The 20,238-nt window shown below is 40.2% G+C and carries 21 protein-coding genes and 1 pseudogene; 6 read left to right on the forward strand and 16 right to left on the reverse strand.

The features are described 5' to 3' along the window. Positions 1-88: 88 nt before the first annotated feature. From ACE1CC_RS33325 to ACE1CC_RS33340, 4 genes are all read right to left on the reverse strand, one after another. Positions 89-1,153 (reverse strand): ABC transporter permease, encoded by a 1,065-nt coding sequence (locus ACE1CC_RS33325; protein ID WP_413274735.1) that lies wholly within the window; start codon positions 1,151-1,153, stop codon positions 89-91. Positions 1,154-1,179: 26 nt separating this feature from the next. Next, positions 1,180-1,698, reverse strand: coding sequence for an adenine phosphoribosyltransferase (locus ACE1CC_RS33330; RefSeq protein WP_413274736.1), 519 nt, complete (start codon positions 1,696-1,698; stop codon positions 1,180-1,182). A 134-nt stretch (positions 1,699-1,832) separates the two neighbouring features. Then, positions 1,833-3,671, reverse strand: a complete 1,839-nt coding sequence (locus tag ACE1CC_RS33335) for a ShlB/FhaC/HecB family hemolysin secretion/activation protein (protein ID WP_413274737.1) — start codon at positions 3,669-3,671, stop codon at positions 1,833-1,835. Between the two features lie 62 nt (positions 3,672-3,733). Further along, positions 3,734-4,417 (reverse strand): response regulator, encoded by a 684-nt coding sequence (locus ACE1CC_RS33340; RefSeq protein ID WP_459563948.1) that lies wholly within the window; start codon positions 4,415-4,417, stop codon positions 3,734-3,736. 319 nt (positions 4,418-4,736) lie between these two features. Here ACE1CC_RS33340 and sodB point away from each other — a divergent pair, with 319 nt between their 5' ends. The 4 genes from sodB to ACE1CC_RS33360 all read left to right on the forward strand — a co-directional run bounded on the left by sodB (position 4,737) and on the right by ACE1CC_RS33360 (position 8,850). Continuing rightward, positions 4,737-5,330 carry a superoxide dismutase [Fe] gene (gene sodB / locus ACE1CC_RS33345; RefSeq protein ID WP_413274738.1) on the forward strand — a complete coding sequence of 198 codons (594 nt, stop codon included), beginning with the start codon at positions 4,737-4,739 and terminating at the stop codon, positions 5,328-5,330. Positions 5,331-5,462: 132 nt separating this feature from the next. After that, entirely contained in the window at positions 5,463-5,675 is a 213-nt protein-coding gene (locus ACE1CC_RS33350) for a hypothetical protein (RefSeq protein ID WP_413263664.1), read from the forward strand. A gap of 262 nt (positions 5,676-5,937) precedes the next feature. Continuing rightward, positions 5,938-8,073 carry a polyphosphate kinase 1 gene (gene ppk1, locus ACE1CC_RS33355; protein WP_413274739.1) on the forward strand — a complete coding sequence of 712 codons (2,136 nt, stop codon included), beginning with the start codon at positions 5,938-5,940 and terminating at the stop codon, positions 8,071-8,073. Positions 8,074-8,415: 342 nt separating this feature from the next. Further along, positions 8,416-8,850, forward strand: a complete 435-nt coding sequence (locus ACE1CC_RS33360) for a response regulator (RefSeq protein ID WP_413274740.1) — start codon at positions 8,416-8,418, stop codon at positions 8,848-8,850. Here the strand turns inward: ACE1CC_RS33360 and ACE1CC_RS33365 are convergent. The 3 genes and pseudogenes from ACE1CC_RS33365 to ACE1CC_RS37015 all read right to left on the reverse strand — a co-directional run. Next, entirely contained in the window at positions 8,847-9,032 is a 186-nt protein-coding gene (locus ACE1CC_RS33365; protein ID WP_459563949.1) for a hypothetical protein, read from the reverse strand. The genes ACE1CC_RS33360 and ACE1CC_RS33365 overlap by 4 nt on opposite strands. Positions 9,033-9,081: 49 nt before the next feature. Then, complete coding sequence (locus tag ACE1CC_RS37010; RefSeq protein WP_459563950.1) at positions 9,082-9,339, reverse strand: hypothetical protein; 258 nt, start codon at positions 9,337-9,339, stop codon at positions 9,082-9,084. Beyond that, a pseudogene (locus tag ACE1CC_RS37015) lies at positions 9,331-9,711 on the reverse strand (RNA-guided endonuclease TnpB family protein); the annotation flags it as partial. The pseudogene ACE1CC_RS37015 and the gene ACE1CC_RS37010, both read right to left, overlap by 9 nt. A 334-nt stretch (positions 9,712-10,045) precedes the next feature. Here ACE1CC_RS37015 and ACE1CC_RS33375 point away from each other — a divergent pair. After that, the gene (locus ACE1CC_RS33375) at positions 10,046-10,594 is read left to right on the forward strand and encodes a DUF2854 domain-containing protein (protein ID WP_413274742.1); all 549 of its coding nucleotides are present in this window, start codon (positions 10,046-10,048) and stop codon (positions 10,592-10,594) included. Positions 10,595-10,713: 119 nt separating this feature from the next. Here the strand turns inward: ACE1CC_RS33375 and ACE1CC_RS33380 are convergent, their stop codons facing one another. The 9 genes from ACE1CC_RS33380 to rfbG form a co-directional block, all read right to left on the reverse strand. Continuing rightward, complete coding sequence (locus tag ACE1CC_RS33380; protein ID WP_413274743.1) at positions 10,714-10,971, reverse strand: CRR7 family NDH-1 assembly protein; 258 nt, start codon at positions 10,969-10,971, stop codon at positions 10,714-10,716. Positions 10,972-11,032: 61 nt separating this feature from the next. Further along, positions 11,033-11,998 carry a glycosyltransferase family 2 protein gene (locus tag ACE1CC_RS33385; RefSeq protein ID WP_413274744.1) on the reverse strand — a complete coding sequence of 322 codons (966 nt, stop codon included), beginning with the start codon at positions 11,996-11,998 and terminating at the stop codon, positions 11,033-11,035. Positions 11,999-12,077: 79 nt separating this feature from the next. After that, positions 12,078-13,253 carry a glycosyltransferase family 4 protein gene (locus tag ACE1CC_RS33390; protein ID WP_413274745.1) on the reverse strand — a complete coding sequence of 392 codons (1,176 nt, stop codon included), beginning with the start codon at positions 13,251-13,253 and terminating at the stop codon, positions 12,078-12,080. 115 nt (positions 13,254-13,368) lie between these two features. Further along, on the reverse strand, positions 13,369-14,028 hold the full coding sequence (locus ACE1CC_RS33395) for a PIG-L deacetylase family protein (protein WP_413274746.1): 660 nt from the start codon (positions 14,026-14,028) through the stop codon (positions 13,369-13,371). A gap of 91 nt (positions 14,029-14,119) precedes the next feature. Further along, a complete protein-coding gene (locus ACE1CC_RS33400) occupies positions 14,120-14,989 on the reverse strand; it encodes a glucose-1-phosphate cytidylyltransferase (RefSeq protein ID WP_413274747.1) in 870 nt (289 codons plus the stop codon). Positions 14,990-15,042: 53 nt separating this feature from the next. Then, positions 15,043-16,401 (reverse strand): DUF4910 domain-containing protein, encoded by a 1,359-nt coding sequence (locus ACE1CC_RS33405; RefSeq protein WP_413274748.1) that lies wholly within the window; start codon positions 16,399-16,401, stop codon positions 15,043-15,045. A gap of 57 nt (positions 16,402-16,458) precedes the next feature. Beyond that, entirely contained in the window at positions 16,459-17,022 is a 564-nt protein-coding gene (gene rfbC, locus ACE1CC_RS33410; RefSeq protein WP_413274749.1) for a dTDP-4-dehydrorhamnose 3,5-epimerase, read from the reverse strand. Between the two features lies 1 nt (position 17,023). Beyond that, the gene (locus tag ACE1CC_RS33415) at positions 17,024-18,304 is read right to left on the reverse strand and encodes a methyltransferase domain-containing protein (protein WP_413274750.1); all 1,281 of its coding nucleotides are present in this window, start codon (positions 18,302-18,304) and stop codon (positions 17,024-17,026) included. A gap of 44 nt (positions 18,305-18,348) precedes the next feature. Further along, entirely contained in the window at positions 18,349-19,419 is a 1,071-nt protein-coding gene (rfbG, locus tag ACE1CC_RS33420) for a CDP-glucose 4,6-dehydratase (protein ID WP_413274751.1), read from the reverse strand. Positions 19,420-19,827: 408 nt separating this feature from the next. Here rfbG and ACE1CC_RS33425 point away from each other — a divergent pair, with 408 nt between their 5' ends. After that, positions 19,828-20,001: a hypothetical protein gene (locus ACE1CC_RS33425; RefSeq protein ID WP_413274752.1), complete on the forward strand. Its 174-nt coding sequence runs from the start codon at positions 19,828-19,830 to the stop codon at positions 19,999-20,001. Positions 20,002-20,238 lie beyond the last annotated feature (237 nt).

A 20,238-nucleotide genomic window follows, 5' to 3' on the forward strand; every position in this document is an offset into this window, starting at 1 on the left:
GTAATTGATGGTAGGGGTAATTCATGAATTACCCCTACCATCAATTACCCCTACTGTAACGGGAGATGAATTGCTCCATTGAGATAAACTAATTAAGGTTTTCCAACTTGATGCGGGGGTCGGCACTTTTTAACATTAAGTCAGCTAAAAGATTCCCGATAATTAGCATAACTGCACCTAACATGAGACTTGCCATTACTAAATAGAGGTCTTTAGCTGTTACTGCTTGTAAAATCAACCTTCCTAAACCAGGCCAATTAAAGAAGTTTTCGACAATGAAAGAACCGCTTAATAACCCGGCAAATTCAAAGCCCAATAAAGTAATTAATGGGTTAATGGCATTTCGCAAAGCGTGAACGTAAATTACACGATTTTCTGGTAAACCTTTGGCGCGGGCTGTTTGGATATAATCTTGGCGCAGAACTTCCAATAATTCGCCACGAGTAATGCGTTGTAATCCGGCAAAACCAGTGATACTTAAAGCTAGGACGGGAAAAACTGAATGCCAAATAATATCTAACACTTTACCCAAGAGAGTGAGTTCAGCATAATTGATGCTGGTCATGTTGCCAACGGGAAATAAAGGAGAGATATTTTGGACGAAAGTTAACAGTAATAAACCCATTACTAGAGTTGGAACTGCTTGTCCGGCGTAACTAATGACGCGCAAGACTTTATCTAATAAGCGATTTTGGTGAACTGCGCCAATAATGCCTAAAGGAATGGCTATTCCCCAGGTGACTATTAAAGAAGCGATCGCTAAAAATAGCGTAGCAGGTACTCTTTCCCACAACAATTCAGATACCGGACGTTGATAGGCAAAACTCAGACCAAAATCCCCACGAGAAATAATCCCCCACAACCACAAAAAATACTGCATAATTAAAGGTTTATCCAACCCAAATTGCATTTTTAATTCTTCAATCCTTTCTGGGGAAATCTTGGGATTTTGCCGCAAAGTATCCAAGTAACTTCCAGGTGCTAATTGAATAATGGCAAAACTTAAAGCTGATGCCAATAAAAGTGTTAACGCCGCCTGCAATAATCGCTTCAGTACATACAAAGCTGTATCTTGTGAGGGAACTAATGTTAATAGTTTATCCCCCACAAATTGAAAGCTTCTAACAACCGAAGAACTCCTAGCAGAACTCATTTTTTACCTCAAAACAGTGACTAGATTCAATATTCAATCAACGTCACAATCGGTACATCAGGAAGCTTTTCTCTCCCCCATAAACCCTGTAGTTCGATGATAAAAGCAAAACCTACCAATTCTGAACCAGTTTGCTGTACCAATTGTGCTGTTGCAGCTGCGGTTCCTCCGGTAGCAATCAAGTCATCTACAATTAAAACTCGACTTCCTGAACCCAAAGCATCTTCGTGCATTTCTAAGCGGTCTACACCATACTCTAATTCATATTCCACACAACAAACTGCTGCGGGAAGTTTTCCAGGTTTGCGGACGGGAATAAAACCAGCACCCAATTGATAAGCTAAGGGTGTCCCGAAGATAAAACCGCGAGACTCCATCCCCACTACATAATCAATTTTACCGAAGGTATCTTTGCACTGCTCGGTCAAAATATCAATGGTATAACGCAATCCATCGGGATTTCGCAGCAAGGTAGTGATGTCTCGAAACAAAATTCCCGCTTTCGGGAAATCAGGAATATCGCGAATCAGGGATTTTAAATCCATAAGTGCCTAAGATTACAGATAATGTTCAAGATTATAAGGTTGATTGGTGATAATTGGTCATTTGTCGTTGGTCATTTGTCATTTGTTATTTGTCTTTGCTGACTAAAAACTGCCAATTACCCATTACCAAAAAACTAAAATCGATAAAAGACTTGGAAGTAAAAACCTCGATCTTGGATGTTGTCTCCCCGATCGCGAATATAGCTCAAAGGTACTCCATAATCAACTCGTAAATTTAATCCAGGAATTGGTTCCCATAATACACCTAAACCCGCCCCCGCTAAAAATCTCCGCCTGGGAATTGCATTAGGATTATCGGCATTATTCCAAACTGTACCGAAATCTACAAACGGTGCTAATTGAAAAATTTCTCTCCCAGTTTTGTCTCGACTTAAAATAATTCTATCTTCCAGAGAAACGCGAAAACCGTTATCACCAGAACGCACATTTTGGCGATATCCGCGAATTGATTGACCACCGCCAATTACAAATTGCTGAGATGGTAATAAACTATTTGGTGTTAGTTGCAAATCTGCTTGTAAAATTAAGATATTGCTGTTACTAATTCTTTGCACTCTTTGTACTTGACCGAGCCAACTAAAGAAGCGTCCATCAGGAATTGGGTCAGGATTAATTGTAGCATCAAAAGCGCCAATCCCGAAACTAAAAAGCGATCGCAAAGCTGTCGCCCCCTGCACATCTCGCCGCACATAATCCTGACCAAAACCAATTACACTAGTGCGAGTTCTCCCTTCTTCATCTGGCCCAAAACCGAAAGGAAAAGGGTCATCATCCAAGTAAGTTTGACCGCGACGATAAGTAAAACCGACAGATAAAGCGAATTCTTGGCGAGGCGATCGAATTAACGGTTGTCGATAACTAAACTCATAAAGATCGGAATTACCACTAATATCTAAATCTCTAAACTGTTGCTCAGTTACTTGATAATAATTTGGGGCAACCCGCAATTGTAAAGTTCCATCCATTGCATTAATCGGGACGTTATAATAAAAATCTAAAATGTTAGAGCCGCCAGTGGTCGATCGAAAATAAGAAGCAAAAAAAGTATCGCCAATCCCGCTAACATTTCGTACAAAAAAATTGCCTCCAAATCTTTCTGAACCAATACTAGGCGGCGAATAATTATCAATGACCAAAGTAGAACCAGTAAAAGGACTTGCTTCACTTACCCTAACTACTAAAATACTTTGTCCCTGTTGAGTTCCCGGACGTAAACTAGCTTCAACATTTGTAAATAAAGGATTAAACCGTAATAATCTTAATTGATCTTCCAACTTAGCGCTGTTTAGTGGTTGCTCAACTCCTAAGCGCACTCGACTGCGAATATAAGAAGAATTTAAGCGGCGATTCCCTTCTATTTGAATTTTTTCTAAACTGCCTTCAATGACTAAAATTCGCACCACCCCATCAGTAATTTTTTGGTCTGGTAGCACCGCTCTGGAAGTAATATAACCACGTTCTACATAAAGTTGAGTAATAGAATCAGCTACTTTTCCTAATTCTTGAATTGTGACTTCTTTACCTTCCAAAGGTTTAGTAATTGCATTAATTTCATTAGACAAAATTGTATTACCTGTGACCTCAACTTTCTGCACTTGAATCCTAATTGGTGGTGCAGGTTGAGTAGGGGTTGGTGTGGGAGTCTCTAAAATAGGCGCTTGTGGATCTGGCGTAGTCGGGGGAATTAATGGTGTAGGTTGGAGAAAGCGATCGGTATTTGGGCGAGGTTCTAAATTCGGTGGTGGCAACTGGGGATTGGGCACTGGGGACTGGGAAAGGCAGAAGGCAGAAGGCAGAAGGCAGAAGGCAGAAGAAAGTTTTGAGTTTTGAATTTTGAGTTTTGAGTTAATTAACTTCCCCTTGTCCCCTTGTCCCCTTGTCTCCTTGTCCTCTTGTCTCCCCATCTCCCCATCTCCCCCTCTCCCCATCTCTTCTGCTCCCAATGCCATCATTGGCAATAGAGCATTACTGAAACACAGACAAGAAAATAAGACAGTCAAAAGCTTCCACATACTTAGACTATTCCTGCACGCAGAGCCACAACAGCCGCTTGAACGCGATCGTCCACAGACAGCTTGTTCATTATGCCACGAACATGAGTTTTGACCGTATTCGGGCTTAAATAAAGAGCTTCGGCAATTTCAGGATTGCTATAACCCTCTACCATTAATTTCAGAACTTCTAGCTCGCGTTGGGATAAATTTGCTAAATTTCCGGTAGGAGAAGGTGGTTTGAGATGCTCAATCACTTTGCGGGCAATTTGCGGATCGAGGTAAGTAGCGCCTTCGGTAGCAGCTGCGATCGCAGTTAACAACTGTTCCACACTCGCACCCTTAATACAATAAGCATCCGCACCACTCGAAAGCGCCGCAATCACCTCAGTTTCCGTCGTGTGCGAAGTCAACATCACCACTCGCACCCCCGGCAAAGCCGCTTTAATTTGTTGCGTCGCCGCAATCCCATCAAGTCGTGGCAATCCAATATCCATCACCACCACATCAGGCTTAAGTTTTATCGCCTCTTGTACCCCCAAATAACCATCTTCAGCTTGCCCCACCAAATTAACCTGCGGATGATCCGCCAACGACTGCTCCAACCCTAACAACATCATCGGATCATCTTCCACAATCAAAACTCGAATCGGTGCAGAAGCAGAACTAGAAGAAGTATTTCCGGGGAACGGTATTTCAGGAGACATATCTATAATCCATTGCAAAAGGAGGATTCTGGAATCATGCTATCTACCTACTGTCAAAATAGTCTATCCGAAAAGAAAGGCAGGAGGCAGAAGTGAGTCAGAGAGTTTTGAGTCAGAGAGTTTTGAGTTGGGAAGAGAGTTTTCTGCCCCTGGAGTCCCTCGATCCCCTGGAGCCCCTGGAGCCCCCCTACCCCTCTTCCGACTTTTGATATAAAGTTCTATCATAAGTTTAGGTTTGATCTGAGCCATAACCCGTAAGTTGCAGAGCAGCTTGTACATTAGCTCAGAAACGAAAAGCTAACAGAGAGGATTGAACACAATGAGCTATCAAATTCCTTTACCTTACGCTGATAATGCCCTAGAGCCGTATATGTCAGCGAACACCTTTTCCTTCCATTACGGCAAGCACCATGCGGCTTACGTTACCAACCTCAACAAATTGATTGAAGGTACAGAACTCGCTGATAAACCTCTGGAGGAAATCGTCGTTACCTCTTTTAAAGAAGGCAAAACTCCCATTTTCAACAACGCTGGTCAAGTTTGGAACCACAACTTCTTCTGGCAATCCATGAAACCAGGTGGCGGCGGTACTCCTAGCGGCGTACTAGCTGACAAAATCAATGCTGACTTCGGCAGCTTCGACAAGTTCAAAGAAGAATTCAAGAATGCTGCGGCTACTCAATTTGGTAGCGGTTGGGCTTGGCTAGTAGTTGACAACGGTACTCTAAAAGTAACCAAAACTCCCAACGCAGAAAACCCAGTAGTTCACGGACAAACCCCACTGCTGACTTTGGATGTTTGGGAACACGCTTACTATTTGGATTACCAAAACCTGCGCCCCAAATTCATAGACACTTTCTTGGAAAGCTTGGTTAACTGGGACTTTGCCGCTGAGAACTTCTCTAAAGCTTAAAGCTTATTCCTCATCAATTTCCCAGTTAAATACGAATCAGGACAGTCACGAATCAAAACGTGGCTGTCTTTTGGTGGGTTGAAAATTTTGCTACTGCTTCTCAACTTGTTTAACTTTATTAATTTTTGCATAATGGATAGCCAAGAACTAGCACAATATTTAGAAACAACAGACAGTATTTCCAAGTCCTGGCTGTTAGTACAACTGCGACTGAAAAAGCTGGAAGAAAGTCGTGCAGACCTTTCCCCAGAAGCTTATGCTGAGAAATTAGCTGACATTCATCAAGATTTAATGAACTTGGGAGAATGGTGGATTGGCAAAGAAGATGAAGTATTTGGCACTTAGGGCGCAATTTAAGTAGTGAGTACTGCAAGGTTAAGGCGCGAGGGTTTCAACTTTCCTTTACCCTTCTTCATTTTTCTTTTAACCTTTCCCTAACCTGTTAAAGGTAATCTACGGTTAATCAAGGAGTACAGGCAGAAGTGTTAAGTTCAAATTCCAGCAATTTAGCATTTAAAGTTAGTAGTTCATAACTTATTCTTACCCATTGGTGACTACTATTAACCTAGTACCCACTACTTACTACCTAATTTTTTATCTCTCTATTATGACGAAAACCAAGAAGACAACAACAGAAATTAATCTCAAAGATCCTGCGTACTATTTCAATCGGGAACTGAGTTGGTTGGAGTTTAATTACCGAGTTTTGCATGAAGGACTTGATGAAAGAACGCCTTTAGTTGAAAGATTGAAGTTTTTGGCGATTTTTAGCTCGAATTTAGATGAGTTTTTCATGGTGCGAATTGCGGCTTTACGAGAACAGTTAGAAGCGCAAGTCACTAAACTGAGTCCTGATGGAATGTCTACCAAAGAACAATTAACAGCTATTAGCCAAAGATTGCGACCTTTAGTAGAACTTCAGCATAAACATTTTGAGCAAGAATTACGTCCTTCGTTGGCAAAACATGGAGTACATATTCTGGATTATGTGGACTTAAACCAGGAGCAAAGACTTTATTTACAAAACTACTTTGATGAGCAAATTTTTCCGGTACTTACACCTTTGGCTGTTGACCCGGGACATCCGTTTCCTCATATTTCAAATCTCAGTTTAAATTTGGCTGTGGTGATTCAAGATCCGGAAACTAAGGAGGAGCTTTTTGCTAGGGTGAAAGTGCCACAAATGTTACCTCGATTTGTGGTGATGCCGGAAGCTTTACGGGTACAAATGGGAGTAGAATCTTTGATTTGGATGGGTGTACCTTTGGAGCAGGTAATTGCTCATAATTTGGCTTCTTTGTTTCCGGGAATGAATGTGCAAGAATGTTATCCTTTCCGCATTACTAGAGACGCGGATTTAGCTTTACAAGAGGATGAAGCAGATGATTTGTTATTAGCGATCGAACAAGAACTTCGCAAACGTCGCATTGGAGGATCGGCGGTACGTTTAGAAATTGATGCTACTGCTTCGGATTGGGTGCGACATACTTTGGTGCAGGAATTAGACCTAAGTGAAAATGATGTTTATAACATAGATGGTTTACTGGGATTGCGAGATTTAATGTCTTTTATGCAATTACCGCTTCCTGAGTTAAAAGACCCTGCTTGGACACCTGTAATACCACTACGTTTTCGTCGCCTTGCAGAAATTGGTGGCGATGGAGAAAACATTTTTGATTTAATTTCCCAACGGGATTTATTAGTGCATCATCCTTATCAATCCTTTGCAGCTACCGTACAGCGTTTTATTACTCAGGCGGCGCACGATCCGAATGTTTTGGCGATTAAAATGACGCTTTATCGAACTTCGGGAGATTCACCAATTGTTCAGGCTTTAATTGCAGCGGCGGAAAATGGTAAACAGGTGGCGGTATTGGTGGAAATTAAAGCTCGATTTGATGAAGAAAATAACATTCTTTGGGCTAAAAAGTTAGAGCAAGCGGGTGTTCATGTTGTTTATGGTTTGGTGGGTTTAAAAACTCATACAAAAGTAGTTTTGGTAGTGCGACGAGAAGAGAATCATATTCGCCGTTATGTTCATATTGGAACGGGTAATTATAATCCTAAAACGGCGGGTTTATATACGGATTTGGGTTTGTTGAGTTGTCGGGAAGAGTTAGGCGCAGATTTGACGGATTTGTTTAATTATTTGACTGGTTATTCCCGTCAGCGATCGTACCGTTCGTTGTTAGTTGCGCCTGTGAATTTGCGCGATCGCATGGTAGCCTTAATCCACAGAGAAATCGAACATTGCCAAAATGGTCGTTCAGGTCGCATCGTCGCCAAAATGAATGCTTTAGTAGACCCACAAATTATTGCTAAACTCTACGAAGCTTCCCGTGCAGGTGTGGAAATTGATCTGATTATCCGGGGAATTTGTTGCCTGCGTCCGGGACTCCCAGATGTGAGCGAAAATATCCGCGTAATTAGCATTATCGGCAGGTTTTTGGAACATTCCCGCATTTTTTACTTCCAAAATGGTGGTCAGGAACAAGTTTATATCGGTAGCGCTGATTGGATGAATCGAAACCTAAATCGGCGGGTGGAAGCTGTTACCCCAGTAGAAGACTTAAATCTTGCTAAAGATTTGCAGGAAATTTTAGGAATTATGCTCTCTGACAATCGCCAAGCTTGGGAATTACAATCCGACGGCAGTTATGTTCAACGTCGTCCCTCGGACAATCTCCAAGAGCAAAGCGCTCAAAAAACCCTGATGGAGATGGCTAGTAATTCCGGGAGTTAAACCAAGCATCTAAGTGATAATACGGGATAACCAGGTCTGTAATTCCGGGTTTTCCCCTATTAATTTCCTTAGATTTACTGATTTGCAAAAATCTGATTCCAGGGCAAAATATTAAAAAAAAATAATTGTAAAAATCCCTCTTTTGCTGGTCTTTGCTGCATAATATCTAGTTTTATGGCTTCAAGACTGGCAAAAACTGAGTGTCTTTTGAGTTTACAATTTCTTCAAAAACCAACACTAATTATTTAGGCTGGATTCAATCAAATGGTAGAGGGAATAAACTGTTAATCCGCGTAAACTAGTGGAATAATACACCAACTGTTGAGAAACTTTTGAGAGGAAATGTTGTCATACTACAATCCGTCGAGTGTCCGTGTTCTAGTGGTTGACGATCATGAACTAACTCGTCTGAGCCTCAAACTAGCACTCTCTAGCCAAAAAAATATCCAGCTTGTTGGCTTGGCTAGCAATGGACAAGAAGCTATTAGAATGGTGGAATCCCATCACCCAGATGTGATTATCCTGGATCTCCATATGCCTGTTATGGATGGATGGAGTGCTTCGAGCCATATCAAAAGCATAGAACCCCAAACCCAAATTATTGCTTATTCAGCAATGGAGGAGAAGCAAGCGATCGCCCTACAACAAAAATCCAGTTTCGATGCCTTTTGCAGCAAAGAAACAGCTACCCAAGAATTAGTTGAGCTAGTAAAAGAATTAGCACAAAAGGCTGATTCCCCTACTAACTCCCCGGTCAAGATGGAAGTAAACGGTTAAATGGTTTCCGATTCCGGAAAAGTCCGTTTAAATTCCTCGATCAGGTCGTCTATCTCTTCTAATGCTTGATTAACATCTATTCTAAGGGTGCCTAAATCTGGTTGCTCCAAAAGCCGCAACAAGGTTTCACGTTTGCTTTCAATTACAGAAATGCGTTCTTTAAGGGTCTGGGGGTCGATCATCTTATAGTTAGTGCTATTCAAAAGTGCTAAACAAATAATAAAATCAAGTCTATCTTAGGAAAGGTGGTCTTTCATCATCTTTGGGCTTATTTTTGACTGTTTCGGCAATAAAGCGCTTTAAAGCCTTTTCTCGATTTTTCATGAAAGCAGCCCAAAAGCCGGGATGAAATTCATCCATAGTTTTAGCCAGCGCCCAAACATCTACCGCTAGTATGTTATACAGAGTTTCGTCTTCTCGCCTGAGCGAGTTAATCTGTTCTAGAATGCTACGTTCTTGAGTTTCAGGGCTGTTTCCGTTAGGGTTCATAGGTCTATCAACTTCTCCTTGGTAGTAAAGATCGACCAATTTGTTGTAACTATTAATTGATTCGCCAACTGCCTGCAATGTTTGTTGTGCTGCTTGTGCTGCCACTGCTTTGTAGTGTGGATTTTCCTTCAAAACCTTATCTAATTGCGGGTAAGTTATGTGGCATTTGTATGTCTTCCAACCAAAGCGCAATTCATCACCAACCCAATAAGTTGTAAAAGCATTGTCCATACTTGACAGCCTATCGTAGTGGGTTTGACGAGTATGGTAAATAGCGCAGTTTATTAGGCTATTTGAGTTTTTGCATTGGTCAACCCAAAAGGCTTTCTCTTCTTCGGTGAAGCTGGCTTTAATTGGAATTGTTTTGTACAAATTTCTCACCTCCTACTGTCTTAGAGTATAGTTGTAGCAACACAATAAGTTAAAAAATACATTGAATCTCAACGAGGTAAATAAGAGAAACACACCGGATAAATCCCCGTGAGTCGCGTTTCATACCCTGGCTTTTAAGCTAGGGGTTCTCACGCTCCCATATTTTTTTGATAGTGAATCACAATAACCACAGAGAAACCACAGAGAAGATTTTTGGCTGTCTGTCCAAAAATCAATTCTCCCAAAGGTAGATGTTCGGTAAGAATCTCAGAACTTCAACCTGAGTTACGGAATTAGAGAATAATAAAAATTACCGATTTAACTACCTAACACTATGTTACGTCAAACTTCGTTGGCAACTTTAGGAATTAGCCTGGGAAGTATTCTAACGGCTGTGGGTTTCATCGCTTATTTTGCCAATAATCCTACCTTGAATCTAGTGGGATTCTTTTACGGGTTTCCACTGTTGCTAGGAGGACTGGCACTTAAGGGTTCTGAGTTAAAACCGATCCCTTTGTCTCAACCTACTGGGCCAAATATTCTGGAACTGCGAAACCAGCAAGCGACTAAAACACAAACCAAGCTGCGTAAGGACTTGACTGGTTATAAATACGGACAAGATGCCCATTTAGATAGGGCTTTAGCTCAAGTGGGTTTAAGTCCGACAGAAGAAAAAAGACCACAAGTTACCGGACTCCGCGAAACGGAAGTCAACGGTGCTTATACCTTAGTGCTGGAGTTTGATTCACCGTTACTACCAATACAGGTGTGGCAACAACAGCTGGAAAAAATCGAAACTTTTTTTGGCCCCGGCATTAAAGCCGAATTACATCAGCCAGAAGAAAATCGGATTGAGCTATCTTTAATCGCATTGCCAGGGTGAGCTTGGGAGCTCTTGAGCAGGGGACTGGGGACTGGTAAAATATTAACCTTTTACCTTTCTTTCTTTACTCCTGCTCCCCTGCTCAAGAGCTCCCAAGCTCAAGAGCTCCCCTGCCCTACTCATTTCTCCAGGCGCACGGCATACCACTGTAAATATTGTCCGGGTCCGAGATCGAATTCATAATAAGTATTGAGTAAATGCTGGGCTTGTGCTTCTAAAGAGGAAAGTTTTTCTAAATCTCTGGGTAAATCGTCTTGTCGCTGTGCCAAAATATTTTTTAGTTTTTCTAGTAATTCGGCAGCAGTTAGGAATTGTTCTGGCTGATTAGTTTCTAGGACGACGAAGTTTTCTTCGCTATACATTAATGAATCTGGCATTTTTCTGGTTCGGTAACTGCAAATTTTGCTACTTGTGCTACTTGACTGAGGAGTTGTTAATTTAATATTGAAGTGATTTGATTTTTAATGCTATTGAAATTTTTCGTTTAAACACATCAAGGATGTTCTTTACCAAAAAGTAATTTATGTTTGGATTTATATCTTTAAACAATTTGTAAATTCTTAAATTCCGGCTGAGTGGTATTCCTTCAAATACCATCAACCTCATCCACGAACCCACTGCTGGAATATAAACTTCTTTTAAAAAATTTTCTGGAGGCTCTACGTTTTTAGCAAGATAACTTAATGTTTGCATCTTCTCCTCAAGAAAAGCATCATTCTTGTTGTTTTTTCTCATTGTTTGTGGGTGTGTTCTATGATAATTCAAGTGTTCAGCTAGGTACGCAATATCAGAAATCATCAGTATTTTGGCATAGAATAGCCAATCTGCTGAAAAGGGCATCTGTTCATCAAACATTCCCGCGTCAATAACAACTTTCCGACGTATTAACGCTGCGCCTATATTAGTAATGGTACAGGTATAAAATAAGTATTGGCATTCGTTTTTACCACTATCTATAAAATCTTGAGCCCATCGCGTCTTGTTTAAATAACTCGTCCATTCTTCCAATGAACGCAATCGGTTTCCTTGCTCATCTACTTCCCAAGATTGTGCATAAGCCAACCCAACGGAAGGATGCTCATCTAGGATTTTAACTAATTTTTCTAACAAAGTTGGATGACAGCTGTCATCTGAACAAACAATATTTACGTATTCTCCTTGAGCTAATTTTATACCATCATTGAACACTGTATAAAATAAAGGATTGTTTTGGGAATAAAAATGGGTTTTGATTCGGGAATCCGCAGTATATTTGCTAATAATTTCCACACTGTTATCAGTTGAACCATTATCTAGGATGATTAATTCAAAATCTTTGTAAGTTTGATTTAGTAGACTTTGAATCCGCTCATCTAGATATTTAGCATAGTTGTAATTTAGGAGTATTATGCTAACTCTTGGCATGGTAAATACCTCTCTACTTTGAACTTTTACAAAATGAATTGAGATCAAACTAATAGCTGCCGTAATTTCATCCCAACAATCAGCGATCGATCAGCTCTGTTAACAATTTTTTAACGGTTCGTCCAGTTACTTTCCAGCTAAGACGAGTTTCATACTCATGAAACGAGGAGCGTGCCAAATCTTTATAGCGAGAGTAATCAGAAAATAAATCCAAGATATAAGTACAATACTCTTCAGCACTGGCATTTTTTGAGAACTTCTTACCATTTAGATCATCTAGAACTAAGGTTGGTAGTCCACCTACATCCGTTGTCAGACTAGGTACACCAAAACTGCTTGCTTCAGAAACAACATGAGGGCAGGCATCTGCTAAAGTTGGCAGGAGCAAAAAATGGGATTGGGCCAGTAACGCTTGGAGTTGTTTAATTCCTGCCTGAGACGCATTGCTGATATAGCCTAAGCATTTAACATAGGGAGCAAACCGATTATCTAATTGAGGGGAACAACCAACTACTGTCAATTCCGTTTTTAGACCAACCTGATTTAAATTGTAAGCTACCTGAACTGCCTTATCACCTGCTTTACGATACCAGTCGCCCCCTAAGAAGAGTATTTTACAAAGATCGGATGGTCGAGATTCTATTATTGCTTGAATCTCTGTCGAATTATAGTTGGATGGAATGTTGGGTCCCAGGGGAACAACTTTTACTTTAGAAGGATTAAGTTGATAATGGGAAATAGCGATTTGAGCAGCCCACTCCGAGCCATAGATTGCGAGACTTGCTCTATTGAGAGCATCTTTGTCATTAGCAATTCCTCCCTTTAAACACTCTGGGGCAACTTCATGCCTACCAAACCCTGGATAAAAATCTAGGGCTGAGACAAGAGGAGCATCTGTCCAGGTTACGATCGGTTGATCGCAGTCGAGATAAGCAACTGGCTGGAGATACTTACCTTCTCCGCTCATTACAACATCAATATCATTGAGTTTGGATAAACGGCTTGAGATTTGCCCAGCATAGCTTTTAAGCACAAAAGGTTCCAGTATAGGATCATAAACTTTGAAGCGGTATTGATTCTGATAAAAACGATATTTCAGTTTGATCAGAGGTATATATATTTTAGGAACCTTTAAAGAGCCAATATAATTAACATCTATATTTTGCTCTTTAAGAGACAGAGGTTGCCGATAAGATCGACCATCATAAGCAGAAGGATCTTCAGCATTATAAACGGTCACATAAGCTAATTTCATATTTTCCACCCTATTTTATTTATCTCTGACAATTCGGCAAAATCTTTGCTATGTAAAGTGTCCAAAATCTCTCAAAAACTTTTGATAGTTCATCTTACACAAGATTAGCAAGAGATTAAGCCAAGACTGCTTTTCGGCAATAAAAAGCCTCTGCGTACTTCTCTGGTGCATTAGATTCAATCCCGCGCAATCTGATAATAGAAGAAAATGTTTCTTCAGTAAACCAGTTTCTATTGGCTTGAGTCGCGAAGTGTTCCATCAAATAAGCTATCTTTCTTTGTTTGATTGATTCACTTAGATGAACGAAAAAGTTAGGGTTCCCTAAATCTCCATCATATTTGGGAATCTCATACTCCAAAATCAGATGATTACGAAAAGCATTCCAGGTTAATTCAGAAACTACGCGATGGTCTTGATGCAAATCGTTGCGGTAATGGGTAAATATTAAATCAGGAGATACCTCCTTGCTTAAGCGATCGAAAAACTCTTTAATTTCTGCTCCAATGTAGGGGAAAAAACGCTCTCTAAAGTCTTTGACTAATATATTCTTCTGCTTGACTCCCTTTAAAAAGGTATTGGCACTTGCTAGTGCTTCTTCTTTTCTCTCGCCAATTGCTGTAAAAACAACCCAGTAGAAGCTTACATCTGGAAATGTTTCAATAAGCTTTAGGATAGTACCACCACAGCCTATTTCAATGTCATCGCTATGGGCACCCAGACAAAGAACCTGGCGGAGTGAATTTTCCCCTTGATCGTTGGGAGTTAGCTTAAGCATGGTAGCTTCTGAATTAAGTTTCTAATTTCACCTACAGTAATTCTATTTAGATTAAGAGATTCTCACCTTGAGAATCTCTCATAGTTTCAACTCAACTTGCAAGCGATTTAGCTGTGCTATGTAGCTCTCGGCTATTGTTGAAAATTTGAGCATTCACTCGTTTATTATTCTTTTCAAACTTGCAGGAAGATTCCCAAACAGCCCAAGGGGTTCTACCTTTAGCATACATTTCATCAAACATCATTTTTTCTTTGAGCGTGTCCATACAAGCCCAAAAGCCGGGATTTCTATATGCTACGAGTTCTTTTTTTTGTATTAGGCGTTGGAATGGTTCAAGAACTAGTTCTTCTCCATCCTGAATGTAATCAAATACCTCTTGCTTGAGAGCGAAGAAACCACCATTGATCCATAAATCCGAACAACTGACAGACTCAATATTTTTTACCAGTGAATTTTCATTTAATGAAACAACATGGAATGATTGGGAAGGTTGTACAGCTAGAAAACTGGCAATTTTATCTTGCTGGTAAAAGTGGTCAAGATACATATTAAGGTCAAGGTCGCTGAGTCCATCAGCATAGTTAGCCAGAAAAACCTCTTCTCCTTCTAAGTAAGGTTTCACAGCAACCAATCGCTGCCCTATGTTGGAATTTACTCCAGTGTCAATGAAGGTGATATTCCAATCTTCGATGTCACTAGTATGCAAATGAACATTTTTACCCCCTTGAGATAGGGTAAAGTTATTAGACAAACACTCGTTATACTTGAGGAAGTAATTCTTGATATAGTCTCCTTTATAGCCAAGACAAAGAATAAAATCTTTGTGCCCAAAGTGAGCGTAATATCGCATTAAATGCCAGATGATTGGACGATAACCAATTTCAACCATTGGTTTGGGAACAGTTTCGGAATGTTCTCTTAGGCGTGTACCTAAACCACCACAAAATAAGACAACTTTCATATTAAATCTCCTTGAAATAGATGGTAGATGGTTGGAAAATCAAATCTCAAACATTAGGCAATCAAACTCATAGCACTTCCTGCCCTCAGATCGTTTCTGATAACTTCTGAGGATTCTCTCAATAGTCCTGCTTGTAACAGGGCGATCGCAGATCTTTTAATTACCTGAAAACTGATTCCAGATCGATTTGCGATATCTAATAAACTATGAGTGCGATCGGATAAATTGAGTACCCACAACATCGCCATTTCACTCATTTTTTTATCTTGCTCACCTCCTAAAGTTCCGTACAATCCTCGTTTACCTAGCTGAGGTTCACACTTAGGATTTGTGTTGATATATATTCTGTTGTTCTCTAAAACATCAATGACTGCTAAATAAGTCATCGATGAATTTGCTAAACTTTCCGGTTTAACAAAGTCTAAATTATCGGCTGATGTATGGTATTGAGGGTACTGACCGAAAGGGGTTCGAGTTAAGCGACCAACTGGTAAATTAAAACCGGGTGAACAATATTGGCGCTCGTCGTAACCATAAGGGGAAAATTCTTCGATCGCATATTCCTCTCCTTTATGTTTGAGAATATGTATAACTGCTCGATCGATTTCTGCATCTCCCTGACGACTTTTTTTGTAAGTCATCTTTCCCGCATCTCCTACTCCTGATATCACTAAACCATGTTTAATGCGATCGGTTTTGGTTTCATTTAAGGCCAGCCATGTAATTGAGCCAATTGTACCAGGAATAAACAGAAATCGGTAAGAATATCGTCTTGATTGTGAACTGAGATGTTTGACTAAAAACGTTGCTAAAGCAATACCTGAGAGATTGTCATTGCAAAGGGAGGGGTGACAAATATGGCAAGAAAATAACACTTCATCATCCGTTTCTCCTGGTAGATAATACTCTCCGTAAGTGAGATGTCCATCCTCTAGGGAAGAGTCTATGTAGACTTCATATTCATCTTCTTCTAGCTTTTGTAAGGCATTGTGGCTCAGGCAAAATCCCCAGTTTTCCTTATAGTATGAAGTACGATAAGGAATCAAATCCGGGTGTTCTGGCAGTGTAAACAAATGCTCCTTTAACTCAGATAAAGCTATTGTTTTATGAATGGGAACACTGTAATTCAACAGATGCAGATTAGATGCCTGAAAATCAATTACTTTTTCTCCTTTGCTATTTTTTACATAAGCCTCTCGAACATTCCATTCTTTAGGTACTGTCCAATCAAAAACTTTGGTTCCTGTAGGAACTTCGTGAATTTCTAAGGGAATTAACTGCTGTAAAATATGCAGAGTTTTGCGTACACCGTCACCCGTAATACTGCGACAGATGGGATACAGTTCTGAGATCAGGCGGTACATCTCTAAGCCCTGCTGTTGAAAATTACACGCTTCTAAATCAACGATCATATTGTTTATCCAGAGCAGCTAGGTATCTTTAAAAAAGATGATTTGACAATTGGGGAATCAAATTGAGAAACTCTGTAATTTTGACAAGACTTCGGGGGTGTAGTCTGGATAAGTGCGATCGCGATCGGAAATTACAGTTACTTCTTCTCGCCAATCAATTTTGAAAATCGGATCGTTCCAGCGAAACCCTCTAGCTGATTCTGAGCTATAAAACTCAGACATTTGATAAAAAATTTCTGTGTTGTCTTCCAGCGTTTGAAACCCGTGTGCAAATCCTTTAGGAATGTACAGAGTTTTTCGGTTTTCCGCAGTTAACTCCACTGCTGTCCAGTTTAAGTAAGTTTCTGAATCGGGACGAAGATCGACTATTACATCATAAATTGCTCCTTGAGTACAACGAACTAGCTTTGTTTCGGCAAAAGGGGGAAGCTGTAAGTGCATTCCTCGCAGAGTTCCCCGCTTCTTGTTGAAAGAGATGCTGCTCTGGACTATGTTTGGATCGAGATTATGTTCAGCAAACTCTTGTTGACACCAGACACGAGCGAAGAAACCGCGATCGTCCTCCACTTTCTCTGGTTCAATAATGTAAGCACCTATTAACGAGGTTGGAATAAATCGCATTTTAGGAATACACTGTTACTTCAGGAATAGGTACTACAAACTGTCCGCCCCAGTCGCGGATAAAACTCATTTGCGTCATGATCTCATCCTGGAAGTTCCAGGGAAGAATCAGTACATAGTCAGGTTTTGTTTCTTGGATTTTGTCGGGTGGATAGATAGGAATATGTGTTCCCGGCAAGAATTTTCCGTGTTTGTAAGGGTTGCGATCGACTGTGTAATCAAGAAAGTCTGTGCGGATACCGCAATAATTGAGTAAGGTATTGCCTTTTCCTGGGGCACCATATCCTACAACTGTTTTTCCTTCGCGCTTCACTTTAATCAAGAAGTCGAGTAACTTGCGTTTGGTTTCTCGCACTTGTTCTTCAAAGTTGGTGTAACGTTCTATGGAAGTGAATCCTGCTGCTTGTTCGCGGTTTTTGAGATCGATCGCGCGATCGCTAATTGGTTTGGTTGTATCATCTTCATGACGAGCATAAATTCTTAGCGAACCGCCATGAGTTGGCAATTCTTCGACATCAAACAAGGTTAAACCGTGAGCAGCAAAAATCTTTTCTAGGGTACTAAAGGTGTGATAGCAAAAATGTTCGTGATAAATAGTATCAAACTGGTTCGATTCCATCAATCGCATCAGGTGTTGAATTTCTCCAGTTGCCACACCTTGGGGTTTCAATAAAATTTTAATCCCACCAACAAAGTCATTAATGTCAGGAATATGGGCTAAAACATTGTTGGCAGCAATCAGATCTGCCTGTTTTCCCTGTTCTACTAACTTACGCGCACACTCACGCCCAAAGAATTCGTTGATGGTGGGAATGCCTTTGGCGATCGCCACTTTAGCAATATTCGTTGCAGGTTCAACTCCCAAAACCGGAATCTTTTTCTCAACGAAATATTGCAATAGATACCCATCATTACTCGCAAGTTCTACAACTTGGCTTTTTTCATTTAGCTGGAATCGCTCAACTACTTGGTCAGTATAAGCCTTACAGTGCTGTAACCAGGTATCTGCATAAGATGAAAAATATGCGTATTCAGTAAAGATATGTTCTGGGCTAACATAAGCTTCCAACTGAACTAAAAAGCAATTCTCACATACTCGAACATGAAGCGGGTAAAACGCTTCCATGCGATTAAGCTGTTCAAAATTTAGGAAGCTTTCACACAAGGGAGACATCCCTAGATCGACCAATGTGTGATTTAAAGCTGTTCCACAAAACTGGCAGCGTGGAGCTTGAACTGCCGATGAATTTTTTATCTGTCGATCGTGAACTTGCTGATTCATAAAAGCACCTTGTCAAAAGATTTAAATTGCTGCCTATATGTAGATCAACCCAAATCCATGTACTGAGAAATTGCATCTATTGTCATCGCCCTCATGTCGGCTCCAGTCTGGTAGCCTTTAGTCCAATTGATAATTTGACTCAAAGCTGCTTCCAAAGACATTTTTGGTGTCCATGCCAATTTGAGGTGAGCTTTTGAGCAGCTTAAGCTTAAGGAATTACTTTCGTGAAATTGACAAGTTTGATCTTTTTCCCAGGTAACTCCTTCTCCCCACAAACTGAGCATTTTTTCCACGATCCAATCAACTGGTTTCATGTCCGATTCATTAGGCCCAAAATTCCAAGCTTCCGCAAATGCAGGCCCTTTGTTGTATAAACGCTCTGCCAATGTTAAATAGCCATTGAGTGCATCTAATACATATTGCCAGGGGCGAGTTGCATAAGGATTACGGATTTGAATTGATTTGTGTTCCAAAAATGAGCGAATCAGGTCTGCAATCAGTCCGTTAGCTGTCCAATCTCCTGCACCAATCACATTGCCAGCACGGGCAGTTGCGATCGCCACACCATGCTCTGAATAATTGTTGATATTAAAGAATGAGTCGCGATACGCAGCTGTGACTATTTCTGCACAAGCTTTACTACTACTGTAGGGGTCATATCCTCCTAAAGGATCGTTTTCCCGATAACCCCAAACCCATTCTCGGTTTTCGTAACACTTGTCTGAAGTGACATTAACCACAGCTTTTACACCACCTAAATGGCGAATCGCCTCCAAAAGATAAACAGTTCCCATAACATTGGTGTTGTAATTAGTCACAGGATCTATATAGGAGGTATGCACTACGGTTTGTGCTGCCATGTGAATGATAATTTCTGGTTGAAAGTCGGCAATCACTTTCCGTAAATGCTCGTAATCCGTGACATCCCCGATTACAGATGTCATTCCTTCTGCTACACGGGCAACTTCAAACAAACTGGGATTTGTAGGTGGTGGCAAAGCGTACCCAAGTAATTCCACACCAATAGATTGAAGCCAGAGTGATAGCCAACTACCTTTAAAGCCTGTATGCCCTGTCAGCAATACTCGCCTTTTCTGCCAAAAAGTACGATCCATCGCAAAACTCCCAAATTAGAAACCAGTAATTTAACAAAGAATTGATTATGGGAAACTAACACAATTTTGAGAATGGCAAGTATCAGCTGTGAGATTGAGTAAGTTTATTTAACTCCTTACATTGCGTCACATTTTAATTCCTCTGATAGTAACTTTCCTGATTTTCGATACAAAAATTTATATTTCTCTTTGTATAGTAAAAAACACAAAAAATTAATAAAAAATATATCTAAAGATAGATGCGAAAAAACAATTTAATTTTTATTAAGAGTAGAAGAGTGTAAATTTAAGCAGAAAAAAATTATATAATACTGTTTAGTTGAGTTATTTCTTGGGATTTATTTTTTAGCATTTTTGTGATTAATTCTTCACTCAATTACTAATTTATGCGGATGTTACTGAGCTAATATGCTTCAGTGTTGGTTGTCCACCGTTGCCAGTTTTGGTTTTGGTTCTTTGTACCTGCAAAATCTAAAAGTTGGTTCAACTTTATTGGATTTGGAATTTCAGCGATCGGGAAATACAACTTCTTGTAGAGTGGCGAAAAAACGCGGGAATTTACGAGTGGTAATTGAGGCTTAAGAGTTCAAGTACGTTGTTGGGGGGAGTTCACCCGGCTTAAAAGACACAACGGACACACAAACAAAAAAAAAAACAAAAGTTAGTGTGATTACTTTAAAAATTTTTTTTTTTTTTTTTTTATAATTTTTTTTTTTTTTTTTTTTTTTTTTTTTTTTTTTTTTTTTTTTTTTTTTTTTGTGGGGCGCGCCCCCCCGTCTGCCCGCCCCCCCCCCAACAACGTACTTCAAAAAAGACCTT

The sequence above is a fragment of the Floridaenema aerugineum BLCC-F46 genome (genome assembly GCF_041929345.1).
Lineage (GTDB): Bacteria > Cyanobacteriota > Cyanobacteriia > Cyanobacteriales > Aerosakkonemataceae > Floridanema > Floridanema aerugineum.

What these genes read in the sequence shown, in the direction of transcription:
- sodB (WP_413274738.1), top strand. Translation starts at nt 4,737, where the DNA reads ATGAGCTATCAAATTCCTTTACCTTACGCTGATAATGCCCTAGAGCCG.
- ppk1 (WP_413274739.1), top strand. Translation starts at nt 5,938, where the DNA reads ATGACGAAAACCAAGAAGACAACAACAGAAATTAATCTCAAAGATCCT.
- ACE1CC_RS33335 (WP_413274737.1), bottom strand. Translation starts at nt 3,671, where the DNA reads ATGATGGCATTGGGAGCAGAAGAGATGGGGAGAGGGGGAGATGGGGAG.
- ACE1CC_RS33360 (WP_413274740.1), top strand. Translation starts at nt 8,416, where the DNA reads ATGTTGTCATACTACAATCCGTCGAGTGTCCGTGTTCTAGTGGTTGAC.
- ACE1CC_RS37010 (WP_459563950.1), bottom strand. Translation starts at nt 9,339, where the DNA reads ATGAACCCTAACGGAAACAGCCCTGAAACTCAAGAACGTAGCATTCTA.
- rfbC (WP_413274749.1), bottom strand. Translation starts at nt 17,022, where the DNA reads ATGCGATTTATTCCAACCTCGTTAATAGGTGCTTACATTATTGAACCA.
- ACE1CC_RS33380 (WP_413274743.1), bottom strand. Translation starts at nt 10,971, where the DNA reads ATGCCAGATTCATTAATGTATAGCGAAGAAAACTTCGTCGTCCTAGAA.
- ACE1CC_RS33405 (WP_413274748.1), bottom strand. Translation starts at nt 16,401, where the DNA reads ATGATCGTTGATTTAGAAGCGTGTAATTTTCAACAGCAGGGCTTAGAG.
- rfbG (WP_413274751.1), bottom strand. Translation starts at nt 19,419, where the DNA reads ATGGATCGTACTTTTTGGCAGAAAAGGCGAGTATTGCTGACAGGGCAT.
- ACE1CC_RS33375 (WP_413274742.1), top strand. Translation starts at nt 10,046, where the DNA reads ATGTTACGTCAAACTTCGTTGGCAACTTTAGGAATTAGCCTGGGAAGT.
- ACE1CC_RS33325 (WP_413274735.1), bottom strand. Translation starts at nt 1,153, where the DNA reads ATGAGTTCTGCTAGGAGTTCTTCGGTTGTTAGAAGCTTTCAATTTGTG.
- ACE1CC_RS33385 (WP_413274744.1), bottom strand. Translation starts at nt 11,998, where the DNA reads ATGCCAAGAGTTAGCATAATACTCCTAAATTACAACTATGCTAAATAT.
- ACE1CC_RS33425 (WP_413274752.1), top strand. Translation starts at nt 19,828, where the DNA reads ATGCTTCAGTGTTGGTTGTCCACCGTTGCCAGTTTTGGTTTTGGTTCT.
- ACE1CC_RS33365 (WP_459563949.1), bottom strand. Translation starts at nt 9,032, where the DNA reads ATGATCGACCCCCAGACCCTTAAAGAACGCATTTCTGTAATTGAAAGC.
- ACE1CC_RS33415 (WP_413274750.1), bottom strand. Translation starts at nt 18,304, where the DNA reads ATGAATCAGCAAGTTCACGATCGACAGATAAAAAATTCATCGGCAGTT.
- ACE1CC_RS33390 (WP_413274745.1), bottom strand. Translation starts at nt 13,253, where the DNA reads ATGAAATTAGCTTATGTGACCGTTTATAATGCTGAAGATCCTTCTGCT.
- ACE1CC_RS33350 (WP_413263664.1), top strand. Translation starts at nt 5,463, where the DNA reads ATGGATAGCCAAGAACTAGCACAATATTTAGAAACAACAGACAGTATT.
- ACE1CC_RS33395 (WP_413274746.1), bottom strand. Translation starts at nt 14,028, where the DNA reads ATGCTTAAGCTAACTCCCAACGATCAAGGGGAAAATTCACTCCGCCAG.
- ACE1CC_RS33340 (WP_459563948.1), bottom strand. Translation starts at nt 4,417, where the DNA reads ATGTCTCCTGAAATACCGTTCCCCGGAAATACTTCTTCTAGTTCTGCT.
- ACE1CC_RS33330 (WP_413274736.1), bottom strand. Translation starts at nt 1,698, where the DNA reads ATGGATTTAAAATCCCTGATTCGCGATATTCCTGATTTCCCGAAAGCG.
- ACE1CC_RS33400 (WP_413274747.1), bottom strand. Translation starts at nt 14,989, where the DNA reads ATGAAAGTTGTCTTATTTTGTGGTGGTTTAGGTACACGCCTAAGAGAA.